Below are 14,765 nucleotides of genomic sequence, written 5' to 3' on the forward strand. Positions count from 1 at the left end.
GCCGCCACGCTCAGGCCGCCCGCGTTTCGAGCACTTCCACCGCCGGCAGCTTCTTCCCTTCGAGGAACTCGAGGAAGGCGCCGCCGCCGGTCGAGATATAGCTGACCTGGTCGTGGATGCCGTACTTCGCGATGGCCGCGAGCGTGTCGCCGCCGCCCGCGATCGAGAACGCGGACGATTTGGCGATCGCTTCGGCGAGCGTCTTCGTGCCGTTGCCGAACTGGTCGAACTCGAACACGCCGACCGGACCGTTCCACACGATCGTGCCGGCCTTCTCGAGCTGGCTCGCGAGCGCCTTGGCCGTATCCGGGCCGATGTCGAGGATCATGTCGTCCGCTTCGATGTCGGCGACCTGCTTCACCGTGGCCGCGGCCGTCGGCGAGAATTCCTTGGCCGTCACGACGTCGGTCGGGATCGGCACCGACGCGCCGCGCTCGCGCGCTTCGTCGATGATCGCCTTCGCCTCGGCGACGAGATCGGCTTCCGCGAGCGACTTGCCGATCGACAGGCCGGCCGCGAGCATGAACGTGTTCGCAATGCCGCCGCCGACGATCAGCTGGTCGACCTTCCCGGCGAGCGACTTGAGAATGGTCAGCTTGGTCGACACCTTCGAACCGGCGACGATCGCCACCAGCGGGCGGGCCGGGTTGCCTAGCGCCTTGCCGAGGGCGTCGAGTTCAGCGGCCAGCAGCGGGCCCGCGCACGCGACCGGCGCGTACTTCGCGATCCCGTGGGTGGTCGCTTCCGCGCGGTGCGCGGTGCCGAACGCGTCGTTCACGTACACGTCGCAGAGCTTCGCCATCTTCTGCGCGAGCTCGTCCGAGTTCTTCTTCTCGCCCTTGTTCACGCGGCAGTTCTCGAGCAGCACGACCTGGCCCGGCGCGACGTTCACGCCGTTCTCGACCCAGTTCGCAACCAGCGGCACGTCGCGGCCGAGCAGTTCGGCGAGGCGCTTCGCGACCGGCGCGAGCGAGTCTTCGGGCTTGAATTCGCCTTCGGTCGGGCGACCGAGGTGCGACGTGACCATCACGGCCGCGCCGGCGTCGAGCGCGGCCTGGATGGCCGGCACGGACGCGCGCACGCGCGTGTCTTCGGTGATGTTGCCGTGATCGTCCTGCGGGACGTTCAGGTCGGCGCGGATGAACACCCGCTTGCCGGCGAGCTGGCCGGCGGCGATCAGGTCGGTAAGACGCTTGACTTGGCTCATGTTGAACAGATTGAAGTAGTGGATGGGGAAAGGGGGTTCACGCTGGACGTGCGCGGGCAGCCGCGAAAGGGCGCCGGATGCGGCCGTGGCTGGCGGTTCGCATGGCGCGCACGGGTAAAAAATCTTGAACGGGCATTCTAGCCGATCCATCCGGCAGACTGACCCGTGCGGCGGCGAATTCCGCCTATTTGGGATCGCACGCGCCCGCCGACACATTGCCGCAATGCAGCAATCTCCAGGCGCAAGCGACCGATGCCCGGCCGGCCGGCGCGGCGATTCGTCAGAAGATCAGGCGCAGCACGGTGAAGACGAGCATCCCGATCACGATCGTGCCGAGCATGCTGCGCCGCCACAAGAACCAGCCAAGGCCGGCGAGCGCCGCGTAGAACGGATGATTGGACAGCGCGAACGACAGCCCGGCCGGCGTTTCGAGCACGTCGGGCAGCACGACCGCGACGAGCGCGGCGGCCGGCGCGTAGCGCAGTGCGCGCTGCGCGCGCTCGGGCAGCACGGTGCGTTCGCCGCCGAGCAGGAACAGCGCGCGCGTGACCGCCGTGACGATCGTCATCCCGACGATCACGATCCAGATGTCCGTCGCGCTCATTCGATTTCCTTCTCGTGCACGGTTTCGGTGCGGATGCGGCGCCAGTCGGCGCGTTCGACGAAGAAATCGGCCGTGCAGCCGGCCGCGAGCGCGGCCAGCACCGCGATCGGCAGCGCGAGCCGGTACGGCAGGTCGAACGCGATCAGCGACACGATGCCCGCGACCGCGACGGCGGCGAGCGTCGAGCGGTTCGCGACCGCCGACACCATGATCGGGATCAGCGCGAGCGTGCCGGCCAGCTCCAGCCCCCAGCTCGCGGGAAAGACGCTCGCGAGCAGGATGCCGGCGAGCGACGACACCTGCCACGACAGCCAGCTCGCGAGCGCCATCCCCCAGAAGTAGGCTTCCTTGCCCGGCACGTGGCCGTATGCGAAGCCCTGTTTCTGGAACAGCAGGTAGATCACGTCGCCGTTGAAATAGCCGATCGCGAGGCGCCGCCACAGCGGCAGGTAGGAAAAATGGGGAGCAAGCCCGGCGCTGAAGATCACGAAGCGCAGGTTGACCATCGCGGCCGTGAGCAGGATCGTCCAGATCGGCAGCTTCGCGACGAGGAGCGGCAGCACCGCGAGCTGCGACGAGCCCGCGTAGACCAGGATCGACATCGCGCTCGCCTGCCCGAGCGTCATCACCGACTTGCTCATCGCGACGCCGGTCACGAGCCCCCAGGAGAGGATCGCCATCAGTGTCGGGGAATAGTCGCGCGCGCCCTGGATCAGCGCGAAGCGGTCGGTGGCGGACAATCGAGCGAGCATCGGAAAGCGGGCCGCGGCGGGCGGTTCGTGCGGGCTCCGGCGTCTCCTGCCGGCACGGCCCGTCGTTATTGGAATCGGTACCGGACGATTATAGCGCCGGCCCCGCGCCGACCGACCGGCTCGACACCAAATGACGCTAAAATAAGCGTCTTTCCGGCTCAATGCTGCACACAAGCCGCTGTACCCAATTGCTTCACAGGAGAACCCCATGTCAATGGCCGACCGCGACGGCAAGATCTGGATGGACGGCAAGCTGATCGACTGGCGCGACGCCACGATCCACGTCCTGACCCACACGCTGCACTACGGCATGGGCGTCTTCGAAGGCGTGCGCGCGTACCGGACGGCCGACGGCAGCACCGCGATCTTCCGCCTGCACGAGCACACCAAACGTCTGCTGAATTCGGCGAAGATCTTCCAGATGGACGTGCCGTTCGACCGGGAAACCCTCGAAGCCGCGCAGCTCGACGTCGTGCGCGAGAACAAGCTCGAGTCGGGCTACCTGCGCCCGATCATCTGGGTCGGCTCGGAAAAGCTCGGCGTGTCCGCGAAGGGCAACACGATCCACGTCGCGATCGCCGCGTGGCCGTGGGGCGCGTACCTCGGCGAGGAAGGCCTCGCGAAGGGCATCCGCGTGAAGACGTCGTCGTTCACCCGCCACCACGTGAACGTGTCGATGGTGCGCGCGAAGGCGTCGGGCTGGTACGTGAACTCGATCCTCGCGAACCAGGAAGCGACCGCCGACGGCTACGACGAAGCGCTGCTGCTCGACGTCGACGGCTACGTGTCGGAAGGCTCCGGCGAGAACTTCTTCCTGGTGAACAACGGCAAGCTGTACACGCCCGACCTGTCGTCGTGCCTCGACGGCATCACGCGCGACACGATCATCACGCTCGCGAAGGACGCAGGCATCCAGGTGATCGAGAAGCGCATCACGCGCGACGAGGTCTACACGGCCGACGAAGCGTTCTTCACGGGCACGGCCGCCGAAGTCACGCCGATCCGCGAACTCGACAACCGCACGATCGGCAGCGGCGCGCGCGGCCCCGTGACGGAAAAGCTCCAGTCGGCGTTTTTCGATATCGTGTCGGGAAAGAACGCGAAGTACGCGCACTGGCTGACGAAGGTCTGAGCGCGCCGCGCGACCGACCGCCCCACCAAAGAGTGATAAGAGAAAGTCTCATGAGTGAAATCAAGGAAATGCCGCTGGTCGAACTGACGGCCAAGGATCTCCCCGCCTACTGCCCGAACCCGGCCATGGCGCGCTGGAGCGCGCACCCGCGCGTGTTCATCGACGTCTCGCACGGCGAGGCGCGCTGCCCGTACTGCGGCACGCGCTACAAGCTGCGCGACGGCGAGGTGGTCAAGGGCCATTGAGCCCGGCCGGGCCCGCGGGCCCGCCGCACGCGAGGCGGCGCAGCCGGAACCCCGGCGCGCCGCCCTTTTCCTGTTCTGACAACCCGAACGCGGTGCATGCGCGCCGTGCTTCATTACGACATCGGAAGTCGACCTGATGCGTCGAGCGCTGGTTATCGCACCGAATTGGATCGGTGACGCATTGATGGCGCAGCCGCTTTTTGCGCTGCTGAAAAAAATCCATCCCCGCATCGCGATCGATGCCGTCGCACCCACCTGGGTCGCGCCCGTGCTCGAGCGGATGCCCGAGATCCACGATGTCTACGCGACCGACCTCGCGCACGGCAAGCTGCAGCTGCTGCGCCGCTGGCAGCTCGCGAGCGACCTGCGCGACGTCGGCTACGACGCGGCGTACGTGCTGCCGAATTCGCTGAAGTCCGCGGTGATCCCGTGGCTCGCGAACATTCCGCTGCGGATTGGCTATACGGGCGAGCACCGCTACGGCCTGCTCAACGTGCGGCACGCGAACCCCGACAAATCGGCCGAGCGGCCGCCGATGACGACCCACTACGCGGCGCTCGCGTATGCACCGGGCGCGAAGCTGCCCGAGTCGATGAAGATGCTGCCCCCGCCGCGCCTCGACGCCGACCTGAACGAGACGGCGCGCGTCTCCGCGCGTTTCAATCTCGATACACGCAAGCCGCTCGTCGTGTTCTGCCCCGGCGCGGAATACGGCCCGGCCAAGCGCTGGCCGCCCGAGCACTTCGCGACGCTCGCGACAATCGTCCATCAGTCTTTCCCGTATACGCAGATCGTCGCGCTCGGCTCGCAGAAGGACGCCGCCGCCGCGCAGGCGATCGCCGACCACGCGCCGAACGTGCGCAACCTGTGCGGGCAGACGTCGCTGTCCGAGGCGTGCGCGCTGATCGCGCGCGCGAACGCGGTCGTGACCAACGATTCCGGGCTGATGCACGTCGCCGCCGCGCTGCGACGGCCGCTCGTCGCGTTGTACGGATCGACCGATCCGCGCCACACCCCTCCGCTGTCGGACCTGGCGAAGGTACAATGGCTTCATCTCGAATGCAGTCCCTGCTTCGAACGCGAGTGCCCGCTCGGCCATCTGAAATGCCTGCGCGAACTCGGTCCCGAGCAGGTATTCGGCGATTTGCGCGGCATGCTCGTCGGGCAGCGCTGACCCTGACCGGCAGCGTCGCACGACGCGCCGGGCAATCCGATTCACCGGTGCAAGGCGGCCCCCACCCGGGCCGCCGTGCTGAATACGGCGCGCGACGCGCGCGAGAGATAACCCCGATGCCACGTTTTGCCCGCCTGTTCGAAGCCGCTGCCGATACGCTGAACGCCTACTACCAGGCCGTCGCCGATGCCAATCTCGACGCGCTGCTGGGGTTGTGGATCGACGAGGACTTCGCCAGCTGCGTCTGGGCCGACGGCGAGCATCTGCACGGCCTCGACCAGATCCGCAGCGGGCTGGCCAACCGGCTCGCGACGCGCCCGGTGACGATCGAACCGCTCGACATCCGTGTTTACGACAGTCTCGGCACCGTCGTCTATACGATCGCCGAAGCGCATCAGCAGGCCGACCTGACGGCCGAACCCGACATGGTTTTCGCGACGTACGTGATGATCCACGAACGCGGCGAGTGGCGCATCGCGCATATTCACGCGAGCCCGATTCCTGAACAGGCGGCCGGACAATTCGCCGCGAAGATCCGTCACGGGCAGGGTCCGCTGCACTGACGAACAACGAAGCAACGCATTAGCGGGGCGATCATGAGTACGGCTTCTCCGCCCACCTCGCCGCTGACCGGGGCCCCGGCCCCCGACGACGATTCATTGCGCTATCGCGCACCGCGCTGGCTGCCGAACAGCCATGTGCAAACCATCGTGCCCGCGCTGTTCGCACGGCGTCCGGCTGTCGCCTACCGACGAGAGCGATGGGAAACCCCCGACCACGACTTCATCGATCTCGACTGGGTCGCGCACCTCGACAGTGCCGCGCCGCCGCCCGACGCACCGCTGTTCGTGCTGTTCCACGGCCTCGAAGGCAGTTCCGGCTCGCACTACGCGCTGGCGATGATGGCCGCCGCGCGCGCGAAGGGCTGGCACGCGGTCGTCCCGCACTTTCGCAGCTGCAGCGGCGAGTTGAACCGCCAGCCGCGCTTCTACCATCTCGCCGACAGCGCCGAAGTCGACTGGATCCTGCAGCGGCTCGCCGCGCAGCATCGCGGGCCGATCGTCGCGGCCGGCGTGTCGCTCGGCGGCAACGTGCTGCTGCGCTGGCTCGGCGAGCACCGCAGCGACACGTCGATCGTGCACGCGGCCGCCGCGATCTCGACGCCGATTGACGTGCATGCGGGCGGCCGCGCGCTGTCGCAGGGCTTCGCGATGGTCTATACGCGCAGCTTCCTGAAGACGCTCAAGCGCAAGGCGCTCGCGAAGCTCGACCAGTATCCGGGCCTGTTCGATCGCGACGCGATGCTGCGCGCCGTGACGATGCGCGACTTCGACGAGGTCGTGACCGCACCGCTGCACGGCTTCGCCGACGCCGACGACTACTGGACCCAGGCCACGACGCGCCCGCTGCTGCCGGCCATCGACGTGCCCACGCTGATCCTCAACGCCCGCAACGATCCGTTCCTGCCGGAATCCGCGCTGCCGAGCGCCGCCGACGTGTCGCCGGCCGTCGAGCTCGACCAGCCCATGGACGGCGGCCATGCGGGATTCATGACCGGACCGTTCCCCGGCCGCCTCGACTGGCTGTCGGCGCGGGTGTTCGGCTATTGCTCGAAATTCGTCGACCATGGATGACATCGTCAGGCAGGCCCTCGCCAAGTGGCCGAACGTGCCGCACTGCACCGGCTGGCTGCTGCTCGACCGGCGCGGCGAGTGGCGGCTGCGCGACGACGCCGCGCAGGCCGCCGGCGAGCTCGGCTCGCCGGTCCGGCATGCGGCGCTCAATGCGTTCATCGGACGCAACTACGAATGCGACGCGCATGGCCAGTGGTTCTTTCAGAACGGGCCGCAGCGCGTGTACGTCGAGCTCGCGTACACGCCGTGGGTCGTGCGCCTGGCCGAACGCGACGGGCAGCTCACGCTGGCCGACCAGACCGGCGCGCCGTTCGAGCCCGACGCCGCATGGCTCGACGATGCGGGCGGCGTGCTGTTCCGCTCGGCGGGCACGCCGCCGCGCATCGCGGCGCTGCACGACCACGACCTCGGCCTGTTCGCCGATCATGCGGACTTCGACGCGACACCGCCCGTGCTGCGCTGGCGTGACGGGCGCACGCTGGCGCTCGGCAACCTGGCGTGTGCCGATGTGCCGGCAACGTTCGGCTTCGTCGCGAGTCCCGCGCAGCGGGCGCAGTGCGACGCGCCGGCGGGTGGCAACGACAACGACAGCGGCAGCGCCGCAAGCTGAAGCGCCGCCGCCCTGCCCGCCTAGCGACCGTTATCCGCGGCCGTTCTTCTCGTCCTCGCGCTCTTCCTTGTAGCGCGCCTCGAATTCCAGCAGCCGCGCGCCGATGATCGACTGGTCGTAGAACGACACGTCCTTCGCGTCGCGCGCCTCCTTCAGCTGGCGAATCGCCGACGGCCACGCGCCGTCGAGCGCCAGCTTCTCCGCGAGCGCACGGCGCCGCGCGAGCACGTCGCCCTTGCCGTCGCTCGCCTTCGCGAGATAGTCCCACCAGTCCGGTTGCTCCGGGTCCGCTTTCGCCTGCGTGCGTGCGAGCGTCTGCGCTTCGTCGAAGCGGCGCGCGGCGATCAGCGCCTGCAGGTGCGCGACGATCGCCGCGTGCGACGCCGGCCAGCGCCGCTGCGCGAGCGCCGCGAGCCGCACCGCGTCGTCGGTCCGACCCGCGCGGCGGGCGAGGTCGGCGGCGAGCACGTCGAGGCTCGGCGAACTCGTCTGCGGATCGTCCGCGCGCCGCTCGCGCGCGTCGAAGGCGGCGCGGGCCGACGCAAGCGCCTTGTCGGCCGCGTCGTACTGGCCGAGCAGCGTGTTCGCGAGCGCGATCCCGTACTCGTTCGCCGCGACGTTCGGCGCCGTGCGATCGTCGATCTCGAGCTGCATCCGGCGCGCCTCGGCCGCGATGTCGTTCGGCGCACGGTTCTGCAGAATGCGCAGCCGCGCGCGCACGAAGCCGTATTCGGCCGACTGGCGCGGCTGCCGGTACGGCGCGCGGCGCGCGCGATCCTCCATGTCGGCGATCCGTTCACCCGTCAGCGGGTGCGTGCGCGCATAGGCCGGCACGCCCGCGTCGCCCATCGACGCGCGCTCGAGCCGCTCGAAGAAGCCCGGCATCCCGTACGGGTCGTAGCCGGCGCCCGCGAGCAGCTGAAAACCGACGCGATCGGCCTCGCGCTCGGCCGAGCGCGAGAAGCGCAGCTGGTTGTCGACCGCAAACGCCTGCCCGCCCATCGCGATCGCGCTGCCGAGATCGCCGCTGCGCGCGAGCACGCCTGCCAGCACCCCGAGCAGCATCGTCGCGAGCGCGGTGTAGCCGGTCTTCTCGTTGGCGCCGATCATCCGCGCGATGTGCCGCTGCAGCACGTGGCCCATCTCGTGGCCGACCACCGAGGCGAGTTCGGATTCCGTTTGCGTCGTGACGACCAGGCCGCTGTTGATCCCGATGAAACCGCCCGGCATCGAGAATGCGTTGATCTGCGGATCGCGCACGGGGAACAACTCGAAGTCCGGCGTGTAGCCGCCGATGTAGCGCGCCGCGGCCGCGGCCGCGAGCCGCTTCGCGATCGCGTTCAGGTAGTCGCGCGCGAGCCAGTCGTCGAGGTAGTCCGGGTCGCGCCGCACCTCGCGCATCACGCGCTCGCCGAGACGGCGCTCGGCCTGCGGCGTAAGCGAACCGCCGGAGCCGTCGCCGAGGTCGGGCAGTTCCAGCGCGCGCAGGGGTGCACGCAGGCTCGCGACCGGCGCGGACGCGCCGTCGCCGCCGGAGAACCGGCTTTCCGCGCCGCCGTAGGTGCCGAATACGCCGGTCGCGATGCCGGAAGGCACCGTGGAAATCGACGGCGAAGCGCCGGCCGCCGGCTCGAGCGGCAGCGCGGACAGGCGCTGTGCATGGCCGCTCGGCGGCAGCACGAGCGCCGTCGACAGCAACACGGCAAGCAACTGTTTGACACGCATGGCAGGATGAAGACGACGCGTCCCGCGCGCCGGGCGCGCATCGCGGCGTTTGGTCTGAAGATCCTGGTCATTGTACCGGCGGGATCGCGACTGTTCGCTGCGGCGGATGCGCCGTCTGCACGCCCGACGTCGTGCAGGCCGCTGCTATGATAGGCGCCCCTTGAAACGTTGCAGATGGTTGCGGCACGGTGCCCGACGCGGTGGATCGACCGGCCGCGACACAAGAGATCGGAGCAGGACATGTCAGGACTTACCCATTTCGACGCCGCCGGCCACGCGCACATGGTCGACGTCGGCGGCAAGCAGGAAACGCAACGCATCGCGATCGCGCGCGGCACGATCCGGATGCTGCCGGCGACGTTCGCGCTGATCCGCGACGGCAAGGCGAAGAAAGGCGACGTGCTCGGCGTCGCGCGCATCGCCGCGATCCAGGGTGCCAAGCGCACCGCCGACCTCATTCCGCTGTGTCACCCGCTCGCGCTGACGCGCGTGGCCGTCGACTTCGAACTCGACGGCGCGCTGCCGGGCGTGCACTGCGTCGCGCAGGTCGAGACGTTCGGGCGCACCGGTGTCGAGATGGAAGCGCTGACCGCCGTGCAGGTCGGGCTGCTGACCGTGTACGACATGTGCAAGGCGGTCGACCGGGGGATGGTGATCACCGAGGTGAGCGTGAGGGAGAAGCGTGGCGGGAAGTCGGGAGACTGGAAGGCCGAGGACACCGCCGGCTGACCGGTCGGCACCCTGTCGGCCGGTAAATTCGGGATATCGCCCGTTTATCTCATACAATTACCGGATTCCGCACGGGAGAGCGTGCGACCCAGCACAAAAAAAGCGAGCACGGGTGATGAATTCGCAAATGTTAAGAAGCGCATTGCTGGCCGGACCGGTTCAGCACGAGCGCCTTGTCAAACTGGATACGCCGCTGGGCCCCGACGTGCTGCTGCCGCATCGCGTCATCGGCCGATCGCGGCTCGGGCGTCACTTCGAGTTCACGGTCGATACCGTGTCGGTGTCCGATAACCTCGAGCTCAAGAAGCTGATCGCGCAGCCGGTGACGCTGTGGATCCTGCAGGCCGACCAGTCTTATGCGCCTCACCACGGCTACGTGCATTGCGCCCGCCGGCTCGGCTCGGACAGCGGCGTCACGCACTACCAGATCGCCTTCGCTTCGTTCCTGCACTTTCTCAAGTTCCGCCGCGACCAGCGAATCTGGCAGGACCAGTCCGCGGACGACATCATTGCCGACGTGCTGAACCAGCATCCGCAGGCCAAGGGTCGCTTCACCTTCAAGCTCCACCAGCCGCTGCCGCTCCGCTCGTTCTGCATGCAGTACGAGGATGACTGGAATTTCGTGCATCGCCTGATGGAATCGGAAGGCCTGTATGGCTTCTGGGAACAGGACCAGGACGGCAAGTCGCACCGGCTCGTCGTCGTCGACCGCGTCGACGCGTTGCCCACGCTGTCGCCGCGAACGGTGCGCTTTCATCATGCGGGCACGGGCGACGAGGCCGACACCTTCGTCCAGTTTTCCGGCACGCGCACGCTGCGAAGTGTCGCCCGCGCGACACGCACGTTCGACTACAAGCAGCCGCCGAGCGCGGCGAACCCGAAGGCGACCCATACGCCGACGATCGCCAATCAGGGCGACCTGCCGCCGCAGCTCGAGGTCTACGAATACACCGGTGCGTACACGTATCCCGAACAGTCCCGCGGTGACCATCTGTCGAAGATATGGATGGAGGAACAGGAGTCGCGCGCGAAACGCTTTCATGGCGTCGGCGGCGTGCGGCGCATGGATGCCGGGCGGACCTTCGAACTGGCGGATCACCCCGAACACGACAAGGACGATGCCGGGCAGCGCGAATTCGCCGTGATCGAGACGGCGTGGGTCATCGTCAACAACCTGCCCGTGGCGGACGAACAGGCGGTTTTCCCGCACAGCCTGCAGGCCGAGGTCGGCAGCATCGTGGCGGCAACCGATACGGGCCAGTCGCGCGTGCGTCATCCCGACGGCAGCGAAGGCTTCTTTCAGATCCGCGTCGAAGCCCAGCGCACGACCGTACCGTTCCGCAGCCCGTTCAAGCACGCGAAGCCGCCGATGCACCTGCAATCGGCGATCGTCGTCGCACCGAAAGGCGAGGAAATCCACACCGACGCGCTCAACCGGGTCAAGGTTCGCTTCCATTGGGACCGCCTGAACGACGGCGACGAAAAGGCGTCGTGCTGGCTGCGTGCCACCGCGTCGGATTCGGGCAAGGGTTATGGGGCCGTTCACCCGCACCGCAATGGCGAGGAGGTGCTGGTCGATTTCCTCGGCGGCGACTGCGATCGCCCGATCATCGTCGGCAAGGTCTACAACGGCGCGACCAGTCCGCAATGGCACAGCAACGGCATCCTGTCCGGATACCGGTCGAAAGAATACGCGGGCGCCGGCTACAACCAGCTCGTGCTCGACGACGCGACCTCGCAGAACCGCGTGCACCTCTACAGCAGCCAGACCAATGCGCACCTGCATCTCGGTTACCTGATCGACCATACGGGCAACAACCGCGGCAGCTATCTCGGCAGCGGCTTCGACCTGCGCTCGGACGCGTACGGCGCCGTACGTGCGAGCCGCGGGCTGTACATCACGACGCACCCGAAGCAGCCGGCGAGCCAGCCGCTCGACGTTCAGGAAACGCAACAGCAGCTCGTCCGTGCAGAAGGCCTGATGGAGGCCATGTCGGAGGTCGGCGCGCAGCATCAGGCCGAACCGCTCGACCACGGCCACTCGGCGCTGAAGCAGTTCACCGACGCGACGCAGAACAGCGTGAGCGGCGGCACGTCGGGCGGCAGGACCGCGGGTGGCGGAACCGGCACGGCCAACGCGTTCAAGGAGCCGGTGATGCTGTTCGGCAGCCCGGCCGGTATCGGGATGTCCACGCAACAGTCCGTGCAGCTTGCCGCGGACCAGCACGTCAACCTCGTCGGCGGGCAAAGCACGCACGTGGCCGCCGGAAAGTCGCTGATCGCGAGCGTCCTCGACCGGATCAGCCTGTTCGCGCAGAACTCCGGGATCAAGCTATTCGCCGGCAAGGGCAAGGTCGAAGTGCAGGCGCACGCGGACAACATCGAGCTGACGGCCCAGAAGGCGCTGAAGCTGATGGCGGTAACCGAGTCGATCGAAGGCGCCGCGGCGAAGGAAATCCTGCTGACCTCCGGCGGCGCGTACATCCGCATCGCGAACGGCAACATCGAAGTGCACGCACCCGGCAAGATCGACATCAAGGGGGCGCAGCACGCGTTCAGCGGCCCCACGCACCTGTCGCAGACGATGCCGACCCTGCCGAACTCGACCGGCAACTACGATCAGGCGTTCATCGCGCACTGGGCCGGCACCGACATTCCGGTAGCGAACACGCGATACCAGATGTTCTCGAACGGCAAGCTGCTCTCGGAAGGCGTCACCAATGCGGCAGGTGAGACGGGGCTCACGCAGAGCCACGTGCCGCACGACGTCGTCGTCAAGTTTCTAGGGAAATCGAATGGCTGACGGACAACAGGACAACAACGTACTGGGCAGCGGCTCGGGGATGCTGACGCCGACGGGGTACAAGGATCGGCCGAAGGTGGCGATCAATATCTGCGACAAGCATGTGACGCCGGCACCGAAATGGATCGTCGGCACCTGTCCGTTCTACTATCGGCCGCTTCACGGGGCGTATATGGAGACGGTCGAGAAGGTCAGCATGTCGAGCATCTGGTCGACCATCAAGGGTTTCGCCCTATCGTGGGATCCGTGGACCGACTCGGACGTCGCGCACCGACTCCTGCACCGCCGTGAAGAATTGATCAAGATAGACAGCACGAATTCCGACTGGTCTCGTCATGGCAACTTCATGATGCGTCACATCGGGTGCGGACATAAGCCGCCCGATTACTACATCAGCTACGGCTACTACTACTGCTCCGACTATGGAGCGAATCTCTATCCGAGCCTCAGCCCCCAAGGGAAAGCGTGGCTGAACAAAGCGCGCAAGCTGCTCCAGGTCAACATGGAAGACGGGTTGAATCAGAACATGATGGGCAACACGATCCAGATGGCCAGCCCGACGCCGGGAAACGGTAGCGTCGATATGACGTGGCCACAGTTCGAGCTGGAAATAAACACCGAAAAGTTCAAGGAATTTGCATTCAAGACACACCCGATGGCCTACCTCGACGGAGGATTGGCCGACCTGCCGATCATGGATCTCGTCAGGATCGGGATGCGGCCGAACATTCAGGAATGGGGCGACGGAAGAACGTGGGGGCAGGCTTTCGATTCCGCCATCCCTGTTCTCCGGAAAAAAGCCGAGGAATCGGACGCCGACGATCCGGTCGGCAAGGCGCTCGGAAGGCTGCTGGCGAAGTGACATGCGAAAAGGCAAACGATGGCTTTGGGTCGCGGGATGCGTGCTTGTTCTCCCGATCGCTATTTACGGATATACGGAAATGACATCAGGGTGGGACACGGTATCGACCGAATTCATGCGCAACGACAAGCCGTACGGTGCGGGCGCATTTCGCGTGCAACGCAACGATTTCATGTCACTGAAGGTTGCGCGACCGGAACTCAAGTTCAAGCCGGAGAGCGAGCAGAAGAACCCTGACCTCGCGGAATTCACCGAACCTTGGATGGACGATTCGAACCAGCGGCTGAACCGGTCGACCGTCAGTTTCCTGCGCGGCACGCTGGACGGGAGCGCCGTGCGCCACTTCCAGCAACCGGGCCAGACCGCGTCATGGTGGTACTCGCCTGACTGGCAGATCCTGTACGTCAGTACGGGCTGGATGGATTACGCGGCGCCGCGCACCGTCGACGGTGCGTCCCCTCAGACAACCCGACTCTGGAAGTCGAGCGACGGTGGCCAGCACTGGGCCCAGCTCGAATGGCCGACGGAGCGCAACATCAACCGCTTGCTGTTCATTGATGCGCAACGGGGCTACGCCATCGGATGGGGACCCCGCGTGTGGCGAACGGCGGACGGCGGGCAATCGTGGCAGGAAATCAAGGAACCGCCGGGTGCCGCCCTTCAGGACAAGCCACGCCGGACTTTCGACGGGACCAACCTCGGTCCCGACGGTGTATTGCGCATTGCCTATCAGGTTGAAGACGCCGAGCATCCGCAACCGGCAACGGTGGTCTGGCGGCTCGATTGGAATCAGCAGGATTTCATCCGGGAAGCGGTGCTCCCCGGACAAGTCATCGTCAGCCTCGAATCGTCGCCGGCCCCCGTCCGGAATTACGCACTGTATGCGTTGTCGCGTACAAGCGGCGAATCCGGCAGCGGTCATGGTGCGGGCGTCATTTCGACCTGGACTAGCGAGCACCCCGAACACATCCAGGAACTGCATGCGTTTGACAGCCCGCTGACGCTCAACGGACTGAGCGCGGGTCGCAACGGCGTCCTGCTGGTCCACGCGACCGACCCGAACACCGCAAACGGCGGCGGCGCACCGATCGACCTGACGATCAGCAGCACCGACGGTGGAAAGACATGGCAGCAGATCGCCGACAAGGCTTCACAGGGCGGCTACTTCGATCCACAAACGAACACGCTCTATTCGGTGTTCGCCTATACGCTGCGGAAACGGCAATTCTGATCGGCGCCCGATGCGTTTGTCGCAGGCCGTGTCCGCGGAAACGAACGACGTCCGCGG

General features: G+C 66.8%; 14 protein-coding genes. 10 read left to right on the top strand and 4 right to left on the bottom strand.

The window, feature by feature from the left end; genetic code table 11:
* Nucleotides 1-10 precede the first annotated feature (10 nt).
* The 3 genes from FFI87_RS13780 to FFI87_RS13790 all read right to left on the bottom strand — a co-directional run bounded on the left by FFI87_RS13780 (nucleotide 11) and on the right by FFI87_RS13790 (nucleotide 2,563).
* Nucleotides 11-1,207, bottom strand: coding sequence for a phosphoglycerate kinase (locus tag FFI87_RS13780; RefSeq protein ID WP_138847219.1), 1,197 nt, complete (start codon nucleotides 1,205-1,207; stop codon nucleotides 11-13).
* Between the two features lie 280 nt (nucleotides 1,208-1,487).
* The gene (locus FFI87_RS13785) at nucleotides 1,488-1,811 is read right to left on the bottom strand and encodes an AzlD domain-containing protein (RefSeq protein WP_006749973.1); all 324 of its coding nucleotides are present in this window, start codon (nucleotides 1,809-1,811) and stop codon (nucleotides 1,488-1,490) included.
* The gene (locus FFI87_RS13790; RefSeq protein ID WP_006749972.1) at nucleotides 1,808-2,563 is read right to left on the bottom strand and encodes an AzlC family ABC transporter permease; all 756 of its coding nucleotides are present in this window, start codon (nucleotides 2,561-2,563) and stop codon (nucleotides 1,808-1,810) included. Before FFI87_RS13790 ends, FFI87_RS13785 begins: the two co-directional genes overlap by 4 nt.
* A gap of 208 nt (nucleotides 2,564-2,771) precedes the next feature.
* Here FFI87_RS13790 and FFI87_RS13795 point away from each other — a divergent pair, with 208 nt between their 5' ends.
* The 6 genes from FFI87_RS13795 (at nucleotide 2,772) to FFI87_RS13820 (ending at nucleotide 7,358) form a co-directional block, all read left to right on the top strand.
* Complete coding sequence (locus FFI87_RS13795) at nucleotides 2,772-3,695, top strand: branched-chain amino acid transaminase (protein ID WP_105832453.1); 924 nt, start codon at nucleotides 2,772-2,774, stop codon at nucleotides 3,693-3,695.
* A gap of 50 nt (nucleotides 3,696-3,745) precedes the next feature.
* Nucleotides 3,746-3,940, top strand: coding sequence for a zinc-finger domain-containing protein (locus FFI87_RS13800; RefSeq protein WP_006749970.1), 195 nt, complete (start codon nucleotides 3,746-3,748; stop codon nucleotides 3,938-3,940).
* 136 nt (nucleotides 3,941-4,076) lie between these two features.
* Nucleotides 4,077-5,114 (top strand): lipopolysaccharide heptosyltransferase II, encoded by a 1,038-nt coding sequence (waaF, locus tag FFI87_RS13805; protein WP_012364615.1) that lies wholly within the window; start codon nucleotides 4,077-4,079, stop codon nucleotides 5,112-5,114.
* 116 nt (nucleotides 5,115-5,230) lie between these two features.
* Nucleotides 5,231-5,677 carry a nuclear transport factor 2 family protein gene (locus tag FFI87_RS13810; protein WP_006749968.1) on the top strand — a complete coding sequence of 149 codons (447 nt, stop codon included), beginning with the start codon at nucleotides 5,231-5,233 and terminating at the stop codon, nucleotides 5,675-5,677.
* A 33-nt stretch (nucleotides 5,678-5,710) separates the two neighbouring features.
* Entirely contained in the window at nucleotides 5,711-6,748 is a 1,038-nt protein-coding gene (locus tag FFI87_RS13815; protein ID WP_011657819.1) for a hydrolase, read from the top strand.
* Nucleotides 6,741-7,358, top strand: a complete 618-nt coding sequence (locus tag FFI87_RS13820; protein WP_138847218.1) for a DUF2946 family protein — start codon at nucleotides 6,741-6,743, stop codon at nucleotides 7,356-7,358. The genes FFI87_RS13815 and FFI87_RS13820 overlap by 8 nt, the downstream gene beginning before the upstream one ends.
* Before the next feature lie 30 nt (nucleotides 7,359-7,388).
* On the opposite strand, the gene FFI87_RS13825 is transcribed toward FFI87_RS13820, so the two are convergent.
* Nucleotides 7,389-9,083, bottom strand: coding sequence for a M48 family metalloprotease (locus FFI87_RS13825; protein WP_138847217.1), 1,695 nt, complete (start codon nucleotides 9,081-9,083; stop codon nucleotides 7,389-7,391).
* A 240-nt stretch (nucleotides 9,084-9,323) separates the two neighbouring features.
* Here FFI87_RS13825 and moaC point away from each other — a divergent pair, with 240 nt between their 5' ends.
* From moaC to FFI87_RS13845, 4 genes are all read left to right on the top strand, one after another.
* Nucleotides 9,324-9,812, top strand: coding sequence for a cyclic pyranopterin monophosphate synthase MoaC (gene moaC / locus FFI87_RS13830; RefSeq protein ID WP_138847216.1), 489 nt, complete (start codon nucleotides 9,324-9,326; stop codon nucleotides 9,810-9,812).
* A gap of 115 nt (nucleotides 9,813-9,927) precedes the next feature.
* Complete coding sequence (locus FFI87_RS13835) at nucleotides 9,928-12,615, top strand: type VI secretion system Vgr family protein (protein ID WP_138847215.1); 2,688 nt, start codon at nucleotides 9,928-9,930, stop codon at nucleotides 12,613-12,615.
* Nucleotides 12,608-13,477 (top strand): hypothetical protein, encoded by an 870-nt coding sequence (locus tag FFI87_RS13840; protein WP_012364620.1) that lies wholly within the window; start codon nucleotides 12,608-12,610, stop codon nucleotides 13,475-13,477. The genes FFI87_RS13835 and FFI87_RS13840 overlap by 8 nt, the downstream gene beginning before the upstream one ends.
* Before the next feature lie 79 nt (nucleotides 13,478-13,556).
* On the top strand, nucleotides 13,557-14,708 hold the full coding sequence (locus tag FFI87_RS13845; RefSeq protein WP_138847214.1) for a glycosyl hydrolase: 1,152 nt from the start codon (nucleotides 13,557-13,559) through the stop codon (nucleotides 14,706-14,708).
* Nucleotides 14,709-14,765 lie beyond the last annotated feature (57 nt).

Source organism: Burkholderia sp. KBS0801, assembly GCF_005937855.2.
Classification (GTDB): Bacteria; Pseudomonadota; Gammaproteobacteria; order Burkholderiales; family Burkholderiaceae; genus Burkholderia; species Burkholderia ambifaria.

Bases quoted from the DNA above. Each gene is read 5' to 3' on its own strand.
- FFI87_RS13780 (WP_138847219.1), bottom strand. From the start codon at position 1,207: ATGAGCCAAGTCAAGCGTCTTACCGACCTGATCGCCGCCGGCCAGCTC.
- FFI87_RS13785 (WP_006749973.1), bottom strand. From the start codon at position 1,811: ATGAGCGCGACGGACATCTGGATCGTGATCGTCGGGATGACGATCGTC.
- FFI87_RS13790 (WP_006749972.1), bottom strand. From the start codon at position 2,563: ATGCTCGCTCGATTGTCCGCCACCGACCGCTTCGCGCTGATCCAGGGC.
- FFI87_RS13795 (WP_105832453.1), top strand. From the start codon at position 2,772: ATGTCAATGGCCGACCGCGACGGCAAGATCTGGATGGACGGCAAGCTG.
- FFI87_RS13800 (WP_006749970.1), top strand. From the start codon at position 3,746: ATGAGTGAAATCAAGGAAATGCCGCTGGTCGAACTGACGGCCAAGGAT.
- waaF (WP_012364615.1), top strand. From the start codon at position 4,077: ATGCGTCGAGCGCTGGTTATCGCACCGAATTGGATCGGTGACGCATTG.
- FFI87_RS13810 (WP_006749968.1), top strand. From the start codon at position 5,231: ATGCCACGTTTTGCCCGCCTGTTCGAAGCCGCTGCCGATACGCTGAAC.
- FFI87_RS13815 (WP_011657819.1), top strand. From the start codon at position 5,711: ATGAGTACGGCTTCTCCGCCCACCTCGCCGCTGACCGGGGCCCCGGCC.
- FFI87_RS13820 (WP_138847218.1), top strand. From the start codon at position 6,741: ATGGATGACATCGTCAGGCAGGCCCTCGCCAAGTGGCCGAACGTGCCG.
- FFI87_RS13825 (WP_138847217.1), bottom strand. From the start codon at position 9,083: ATGCGTGTCAAACAGTTGCTTGCCGTGTTGCTGTCGACGGCGCTCGTG.
- moaC (WP_138847216.1), top strand. From the start codon at position 9,324: ATGTCAGGACTTACCCATTTCGACGCCGCCGGCCACGCGCACATGGTC.
- FFI87_RS13835 (WP_138847215.1), top strand. From the start codon at position 9,928: ATGAATTCGCAAATGTTAAGAAGCGCATTGCTGGCCGGACCGGTTCAG.
- FFI87_RS13840 (WP_012364620.1), top strand. From the start codon at position 12,608: ATGGCTGACGGACAACAGGACAACAACGTACTGGGCAGCGGCTCGGGG.
- FFI87_RS13845 (WP_138847214.1), top strand. From the start codon at position 13,557: ATGACATCAGGGTGGGACACGGTATCGACCGAATTCATGCGCAACGAC.